Origin of the sequence: Streptomyces sp. NBC_01257 (genome assembly GCF_035917255.1) — a bacterium.
Classification (GTDB): domain Bacteria; phylum Actinomycetota; class Actinomycetes; order Streptomycetales; family Streptomycetaceae; genus Streptomyces.
In genome coordinates this window covers 1,398,911-1,406,561 of record NZ_CP108472.1, presented here as the reverse complement: position 1 = coordinate 1,406,561, position 7,651 = coordinate 1,398,911, and the positions used below count along the sequence as shown (strand labels likewise).

The 7,651-nt window shown below is 71.0% G+C and carries 6 protein-coding genes; all 6 read right to left on the bottom strand.

All coding sequences use genetic code 11. The annotated features are described in order from the left end of the window. Positions 1–78: 78 nt before the first annotated feature. Genes OG408_RS05885 through OG408_RS05860 form a run of 6 tightly spaced genes read right to left on the bottom strand, consistent with a single transcriptional unit; the run spans position 79 to position 7,585 of the window. Entirely contained in the window at positions 79–1,053 is a 975-nt protein-coding gene (locus tag OG408_RS05885) for a TauD/TfdA family dioxygenase (protein ID WP_326668663.1), read from the bottom strand. 17 nt (positions 1,054–1,070) lie between these two features. Continuing rightward, positions 1,071–2,837, bottom strand: coding sequence for a non-ribosomal peptide synthetase (locus tag OG408_RS05880; RefSeq protein ID WP_326668661.1), 1,767 nt, complete (start codon positions 2,835–2,837; stop codon positions 1,071–1,073). A gap of 5 nt (positions 2,838–2,842) precedes the next feature. Beyond that, the gene (locus OG408_RS05875) at positions 2,843–3,637 is read right to left on the bottom strand and encodes a hypothetical protein (RefSeq protein ID WP_326668659.1); all 795 of its coding nucleotides are present in this window, start codon (positions 3,635–3,637) and stop codon (positions 2,843–2,845) included. 26 nt (positions 3,638–3,663) lie between these two features. After that, positions 3,664–5,421, bottom strand: coding sequence for an acyl-CoA dehydrogenase family protein (locus tag OG408_RS05870; protein WP_326668657.1), 1,758 nt, complete (start codon positions 5,419–5,421; stop codon positions 3,664–3,666). Continuing rightward, the gene (locus OG408_RS05865) at positions 5,418–5,753 is read right to left on the bottom strand and encodes an acyl carrier protein (RefSeq protein ID WP_326668655.1); all 336 of its coding nucleotides are present in this window, start codon (positions 5,751–5,753) and stop codon (positions 5,418–5,420) included. Before OG408_RS05865 ends, OG408_RS05870 begins: the two co-directional genes overlap by 4 nt. Then, positions 5,753–7,585 (bottom strand): fatty acyl-AMP ligase, encoded by a 1,833-nt coding sequence (locus tag OG408_RS05860; protein WP_326668652.1) that lies wholly within the window; start codon positions 7,583–7,585, stop codon positions 5,753–5,755. The genes OG408_RS05865 and OG408_RS05860 overlap by 1 nt, the downstream gene beginning before the upstream one ends. Positions 7,586–7,651 lie beyond the last annotated feature (66 nt).

Sequence of the window (7,651 nt, the reverse complement as noted above, 5' to 3'; positions counted from 1 at the left end):
CGGCGCCGGCCGGGCACACGGAAACGGCTCGGGGGGACAGCGCCGGCGCTGTCCCCCCGAGCCGTTTCCGTGTGCCCCTCAGGACATGGCGACCAGTACGCGACGCGATCCGGTGAATGGTTCGCGGCCGTGCGCCATCAGCATGTTGTTGATGATCAGGACGCTTCCCGCCTGCCAGGGCATGGCCAGGGACACCTTCGCGTAGACCGCGTTGATCTCGGCGATGTCCTTGTCGGAAATGGGCTCACCGTCGCCGAAGTAGGCGTTCCGGGGCAGGTCCCCGTCCTCGTACACGGCGGTCAGGGCTTCTCTGACCTCGTCGTCGAGGGAACTGACGTGGAAGAGGTTGGCCTGGTTGAACCAGACGTCCTCGCCCGTCGACGGCTCGGTGCGCCAGGAGGGTTGCCGGTGGCGGGTCTTGAGCCCGCCGTCGGTCCAGGTCGCCTCCTGGCTCTGCTCGCCGCAGTAGGCGTCGACCGCGTCCGGTGACTCGGTCTGGAACGCCTCCTGCCAGCTCAGCCCGAGGCCGTCCCGGAACGTCCTCGTGTAGGCGACGCCGTCCGCGAAGTGCTTGCGTACCTCCGGGTCGAGTTCCCTGAGCACGGCCCTGCTGTCGGCGATGGGCGTGGCACCACCCGACTCGGCCGGGGTGTGGCAGAGGAAGAAGAGCTTCTCGGGCCAGTGGTTGGAGTACGAGCTCTCGTTGTGCATCGGGATGGACTGGTCCGGGGGGTATTCGGTCGAGGTGTAGATGTTCCCCTGGACCTCCTTGCGCGGTGTGGAGCGCTCGTTGTACGAGAGCAGCTCGCCGCCCACGGCCTCGACGATGTTCGAGAACAGGTCCAGGTCGACGGGCAGCCCGGTCAGCAGGACCGCGCCGACGGTGTCCAGGCCGTTCCGGATTCCCTCGCGGTGCTCCTGGGTCCAGCCGAGGGGGTCCGTGACGATGTCCGGGCCGATCGGATAGACGATCGCGGCCGTGTGCCCGTTGTTCTCCAGGTGGCCGCTGACGGGGCCCAGCCGGGCCGGCTGGCCGGGTAGTGCTGAGGTCATGTCCCTTCCTGTCTGCATCAGGGGTTCCCGTGCGTGCCGGTGGCGCGCGCGAGGATCCGGCGGATGGTGCGCTCCTTCAGGACGGTCTGGAGGTCGACCGCGACCCCTTCGCGGCGTGCCCGCGTGACGAGGCGCGCCGCGGCGATGCTGGAGCCGCCGAGCCTGAAGAAGTCGTCGTCGGGGCCGAGGGACGCGACGCCGGCGAGCTCGGCGGCCAGCCGGCAGAGCGTCTGTTCCTCCTGGCTCGTCGGTCCGCTCTCCGGGGCGACCTCGACCGGCGCGGGGTCCGGCAGCGCGTCCTGGTCGACCTTGCCGTTCGGCGTCAACGGCAGTGCGTCGAGCGGTACGAAGCCGACAGGGACCATGTGCGCGGGGAGCCGGGCGGCCGCGAAGACGCGCAGCTCCTCCGCGTCCAGCGGGCCGCCGCCGTCGGACGGCACCACGTACGCCGTGAGCTTCGGGGCACCCGCCTCCCGGCCCCGTACGGTCACCAGCGCCTCGGTGACACCGCCGTGCCCGGTGAGAACGCTCTGGATCTCGGCGGGCTCGATGCGGTAGCCGTTCACCTTGATCTGGTCGTCGGCGCGCCCGAGGAACTCCAGGTTGCCGTCGGCCCGTTCGCGCACCAGGTCGCCCGTGCGGTAGAGCCGCTCCCCGGGCCGGCCGAGCGGGTCGGCGACGAAGCCGGCGGCGGTTGCGGCGGGGCGGCCGAGATAGCCGCGGGCGAGCTGGTCGCCGGCGATGTACAGCTCACCGGTCGCACCGGGTGCCACGGGCCGCAGCCGCTCGTCCAGGACGGAGAGACGGATTCCCGGTACGGCACGGCCGATGGGCACATGGGGGCCGGCCTCGGCCGCCGCCTGCTCACGCGTCGCACGGTAGACGCAGCAGCCCACCGTCGCCTCGGTCGGACCGTACTCGTTGACCACCGTCACCTCGGGATGCTCGGCCCACCACGGGTCCAGCTGCGCTGTCGTCAGCGCCTCGCCGCCGACGACGAGTTCCGCGGTGGGCGAGGCGAAGGCCGGCAGGGCCCGCAGCAGCGCGAGGTGGGACGGGGTGGCCTTGAGGAAGGCGGGCCCGGCGTTCTCGGCACTGTGCACCGGACTTGCGCCGATCTCGCGGAGGTCCACGACATCGACCGTGCCGCCCGTGAGCAGCGGCCCGTACAGCGAGGTGACCGCCATGTCGAAGGAGACCGACGAGTGGAGCAGCGCCCGCTCGGCGAGTCCCGCGTAATGCCCGGTGGCGTACTGCAGATAGGCGCTCAGTGCCGCGTGCTCGATGACGACGCCCTTGGGGCGGCCCGTGGAGCCGGAGGTGTAGATGACGTACGCCGCGTCACGTGGCTCGATCCTGGGCACGGGCGTGTCCGGGTCCCCGGCTGCGCCGAGCGGCTCGTCCACGAGGTGGACGGCGCGCCCGTCGAGCGCCGGCAGGTCCTTCGCGTGCCGTGAGGACGTGATGACGAGAGACGGGTGAGCGTCGTCCAGCAGATGGCCGACGCGCTCCGTCGGGTCCTCGGGGCTGACCGGGACATAGGCCGCGCCCGAGCGCAGCACCGCCAGTATCGCGGTCACGAGCTCGGCCGAGCGGTCGAGGATGACCGCGACCAGGTCGCCGCGGCCGATGCCGCGCGCGGTGAGCGAAGCGGCGAACCGCGCCGAAAGGGCGTCCAGTTCCGCGTAGCCCAGACAGCGGTCGCCGTCGCGCACCGCCACGGCCCCGGGGGTCTTCGCCGCCTGTGCGCCGAACAGCTCGGGCGCCGGGATCAGTCCGTGCATAGGTCCTACTCCTCCGCGGTGATGAGGCGGAATGCGGTGCGGGCGACTCCGGTGTTCGCCAGCAGTTGTTCACGGGCGACCCCGGTGGGGATCTCCTTGTGCGCGAAGACCGGCTTGCCCACGTGCTCCAGCGAGAGCAGGGCGGTTGCCGAGGCCCATTCCGGGCGGTACTCGATGAGGCGCGCGGCGCGCAGGTACGAGGCGTAGGAGCGGAACACGCCCATCAGCTCGGCGCCGACGTCCGCGTCGACCCCGGCGCGCTCCAGGGTGATGCGGCTGGCCCGGTCGTAGAGATCGAGCACGGCGTCGCAGGCGTCGCCGAACGCGTCCGCCGTCTCCGCCAGCCGGACCGCGGCCTCCTCCAGGAACGCGTCGCGCTCGTCGGGCTTGAGCAGCGACATGGACCCGACCGTCCCGTCGAAGTCCCGCTTCAGCGTGGTGGCGTCGGGCTTGCCCGGGTTGAACAGCACCACGTTGGGGCGAGAGCCCTGCCGTTGCTCCAACTCGTCGGCCAGCGAACAGGCGAAGAGCGAGCCGGCACAGTAGCCCACGACAGCGCCGACTCCCGCGGGCGAGGCCGTGGCACCGCCTCCCCACCAGGACAGGTAGTCGTCCGGGGCCAGCGCCCCGTCGTGGCTGTCCGGCGGCTGCACGCTCAGCCGCAGGGTGCGGCTGCCGGGGAACAGCTCCACCAGATCGTGGAACGTGGCCTCCTTGCGGCCCGTGGCGTCGAAGTCGACGGCGAGCACGGCGGGCCCGCCCCGTCTGTCCTCGCTGATGGTGGTCCATTGCTGAGCCATGGGCTCGTTCCGATCTGTAGAGGTGGTCAAGAGAGGGCACCGCCGAGCCGGAACGGTGTCAGCGAGAGGAGCCGGTTCTCGGTGAGGCAGCGCAGCATCTCCCGTTCGACCACGGCCGAGTGCGGGCTCTCGCCGCGCAGGACGGGCTCCAGCCGGTCGAGAATCCGGTGCAGGCAAAGCACGAGCCACTCGCCGGTGCTGATGAACGTGCCCGGCTGCTGTCTGTTGGCCAGCCAGGTGTGCACACAGCAGGCGGCGGCATGCAGCAGGCAGTGCCGCCGGGCGAGTTCGAAGCCGCGCGCGCTGGAGTGCAGGTTGTCCTCCTCGGCGAGCGTCTGCTGGATGTCGGCCTGCTGCCGCTGCCACAGCTTGTCCACGGCGCCCACCGCGTCGGCGAGATCCGTCGCGGCCGCGTGCGTCAGACCACCGGCGCCGTCCGAGCACAGCCGGGTCACGGTCGCTGCCGCCCGCTCCCAGGACTGGGTGATCTCGTCCCGTCCGTCGTTGGTGAGCCGGAGTCCCGGCTGCCGAGGGTTCCACGCGACCTGCTCGCTCCTGGAGAACAGCTCCGCCATCGACACCGTGTCCGAGGACCGGGCGGAGTGCGGGGCCTGTGACCAAGTCAGTGAGGGGAGCTGGCTCGCCACGACCTGGAGATTGACGTGCGTGGTGCCGTCGAAGACGCTCACGATGGAGTGGTCGCGCTTCACCTTCTGGAAGATGCCGTCCGCCACGTCCTCCCGGAGGAAGTGCCGTGAGCCGAGGACGCTGCCGGCGCTGTGGATGATCTCGTCGGCCAGCACCGGCACCATGTACTTGGTGACCGCCGACCACACACTCAGCCGCGCGGGCGCCAGCGAGAAGGCGCGTGCCGTGGGCAGGGCGACGCATTCGGCGATCAGCAGGTCCAGATAGGCGGACATGAGCTGCTGCCGGATGACGGGTATGGCGAACGCCGTGCCGCCGTAGAGCCGGCGGTGGCAGGCGTGCTCCAGCGCGACCCGCACGGCGGTGTCCGCGGCGCCGAGGGAGAGCGGGGCGATGAGGCTGCGGGTGATCTGGAGGGTCTTGAGGATCTTCTCCAGCCCACGCCCCCGGCCCCCGATGACCGTGCCGGCGGCGAACGGGGTGCGGTCGAAGGTGAGTCCGGAGAAGTCGCAGCCACGCAGGCCCATGGTCGGCACGCGGGGCTCGTTGTGCCAACGGCCGGTGGCCGAGCGCTCCTTGTCCAGCAGGAGCAGCGAGTAGCCGCGCGGTCCGGAACCGGTCCTGGCGAAGAGCGTCGCGACACTGCCCCGGGTAGCGTTGTTGATGGGCCACTTGGTGCCCGTGACCACGAAGCCGTCACCGTCGGGGGCCGGTTCGGCGACCAGGTCGGAGGCGAGGAGATCACTGCCGTGCGCGCGTTCGGTCAGGCCGAACCCGCCGAACCCACCCGCCTTGATCAGCTCGCCCACCCGGGCCCGCTGCCCGTCGTCCCCCCAGTTCCACACCGGGAGCGCGGTGAGCATCGTGGTGCCGTACGAGACGGTGAGGGACAGGTCCCTGCGGGCCAGCGAGCGGCAGATGTACAGCAGCTCCTCCGCGGAGCGCAGCCGGCCCCCGGCGTCCGGCGGTACGAGGTGGGCGGGGAACCCCCACTCCCGCAGAGCGGCGATGGCGGGCAGGGCCGGCGCCTCGCGCTCGTCGAAGGCCATCTGGGTGTGGAACGACATGCGGGAGCCGCGCTCCCGCGGGTCCCCGAGGAACTGCTCAAGTTCGAAAGCGGCCTGATGTGCCGTCATGCCGCACTGGGTCCGTCCGCCTCGCCGATGCCCGTGAGCGCGTCCCCGGGCACACCCGCGGACGTCAGCTCATCGGCGATGGCCCTGATCGTCGGGTGCTTCCACGGCAGGTCGTCCGGAACGGATATGCCGAGCCAGTCCTCGATCTCGACGACCAGTTCCAGTGTGTGCACCGAGTCGAGGCCGTAGGCGGAGATCGGGGTGTCCGCGTCCACCTTCTCCTCCGGCAGCCGGGTCATCCCGGCGATACGGGAGATGAGGAACCCCCGGATCGCCTCGGCCGCCCGCTCGTCGACGGACTCCTCGCCCAGCGGTATGTCGTGGCTGTTCACTAGAGCAACTCCTTGGTGGTCGGGCGGCCGTCCGGGTTGGCGGCGGGCACGCCCCCGTTCGGCCTGAACCTCTCTCGGACGCCTTCGTCCACTTCCTCGAAGACCGGCGCCAGGGAACCGTCGGCGAACAGCTCGCGCATCGCGACGCGCCGCACCTTGCCGCTGGTGCTGCGCAGCACGCCGCCCGGCCGGACGAACACGACGTTTCCCATGGCCATGCCGAACTCGGCGGACAGCCCCGTCATCACACCGTGCGCCAGCTCCCGCAGGGCGGGCTCGTCCATCCCGTGGGCACGGATCTCCTGGACGAGCACGATCCGTTCGTCCTTCGCGCCCACCGGCACGGTGAAGGCCGCGCCGGCGCCGCTCGCGCAGGCGGGGTGCTGCTCCCGCACCACCCGCTCGATGTCCTGGGGATAGATGTTGCGGCCGTTGAGGATCAGCACCTCCTTGATCCGCCCGGTCACATACAGCCGTCCCTCGTGCCGGACGCCCAGGTCGCCGGTGCGCAGGAACGGGCCGTCGCCGTTCGCCGTCCGGGCGCGGAACACGCGGTCGGTCTCCTCCTCCAGGCCCCAGTAGCCGTGCGCGATGCCCGGTCCGCGCAGCCAGATCTCGCCGACGGTGCCGTCCGCCAGCTCCTCGTGCGACTCCTGGTCCACGACCCGCAGATCGAACCCGTCGCCACCCCCGGCGTCCGGGGGCTGTGGCAGTACGCCGCTGCTCACCAGCACCCGGCGCTCACCCGAGGCCCGCACGGGAGCCAGCCGGTGCTGCTCCAGCGCGTCACCGTCGACCTCACGCAGCACGGGCCCGGAAGGATTCCGGCCGCCGGACACGAACAGAGTCGCCTCGGCCATGCCGTAGCTCGGGCAGAGCGTCCCGGGCCGCAGTCCGGCGGGTGCGAAATGGCGGGTGAAGTCGCGGACCGTGGAGGCGTGCACCGGCTCGGAGCCGTTCACCGCCCACTGCCATCCGGAGAGATCCAGCCGCGCCACCTGCTCGGCCGGAATCCGCCGCACACACATGTCGTAGGCGAAGTTCGGCGCCGGACTCATGGTGATGCCGTGGGTGGCGATCATCTCCAGCCACAGCTTCGGCCTGCGCAGGAACGCAGCGGGCGTCATCAGGAAGCCCTCGGATCCGAGGAACAGCGGCAGCAGAACCGTGCCTATCAGGCCCATGTCGTGATAGGGGGGCAACCAGCCACCGACACGCGTCCCGTCGGAGAGACCGTAGGAACGCCGGATCAGCCCGAGGTTCGCCCGCACGTTCGCATGGCTCACCATCACGCCGCGCGGCTCGCTGGTGGAGCCCGACGTGTACTGGAGGAACGCCAGATCGTCCGGACGGGGGAGCGGCAGTCCGCCGGCCGGGGCCGTGCTCTGCGACAACTCGTCGGGCGTGACGCAGGGCAGGGATGCCGCGGGCCCGGTGAACATGGTGCGCGCCATGTCGAGATGCTGGCTGTCGGTGAGCACGGCCGAGATCCCGGCCGAGGCCACGATGCCCTGCCTGCGGGCGTGTTGCTCCCGGCCTTCGGACGGCACGGGTGCCGGGACCGGAATCAGCCCTCCGTACAACGCGCCGAGAAAGGAAACCACGAAATCGGGTCCCGACGGGCACGCGACGAGAACGCGCGCCGCGGGGCCGTACGCACGTCGGAGCGCGGCACCCACCCGGCGCGCCGAAGCGTCGAGTTCGCCATAACTCAGTTCACGCACTATCCCGAAGCCGGACGTGCTGATCCCGAGGAATGCGAATGCCCTCTTCTCCGGCTGTCGCTGCGCGTGGGCGCCGACAATGTCGACGATGGTGCCCGTGCTGAGCATGGATTTTCGTCCCCCCGGATTACTGGGCCGAATTCTGAGACAATGACGGCGACGCCGCCCCCGGTG

Excerpts from the sequence above, each read along its gene's own strand:
- OG408_RS05885 (WP_326668663.1), bottom strand. The coding sequence starts at position 1,053 with ATGACCTCAGCACTACCCGGCCAGCCGGCCCGGCTGGGCCCCGTCAGC.
- OG408_RS05880 (WP_326668661.1), bottom strand. The coding sequence starts at position 2,837 with ATGCACGGACTGATCCCGGCGCCCGAGCTGTTCGGCGCACAGGCGGCG.
- OG408_RS05875 (WP_326668659.1), bottom strand. The coding sequence starts at position 3,637 with ATGGCTCAGCAATGGACCACCATCAGCGAGGACAGACGGGGCGGGCCC.
- OG408_RS05870 (WP_326668657.1), bottom strand. The coding sequence starts at position 5,421 with ATGACGGCACATCAGGCCGCTTTCGAACTTGAGCAGTTCCTCGGGGAC.
- OG408_RS05860 (WP_326668652.1), bottom strand. The coding sequence starts at position 7,585 with ATGCTCAGCACGGGCACCATCGTCGACATTGTCGGCGCCCACGCGCAG.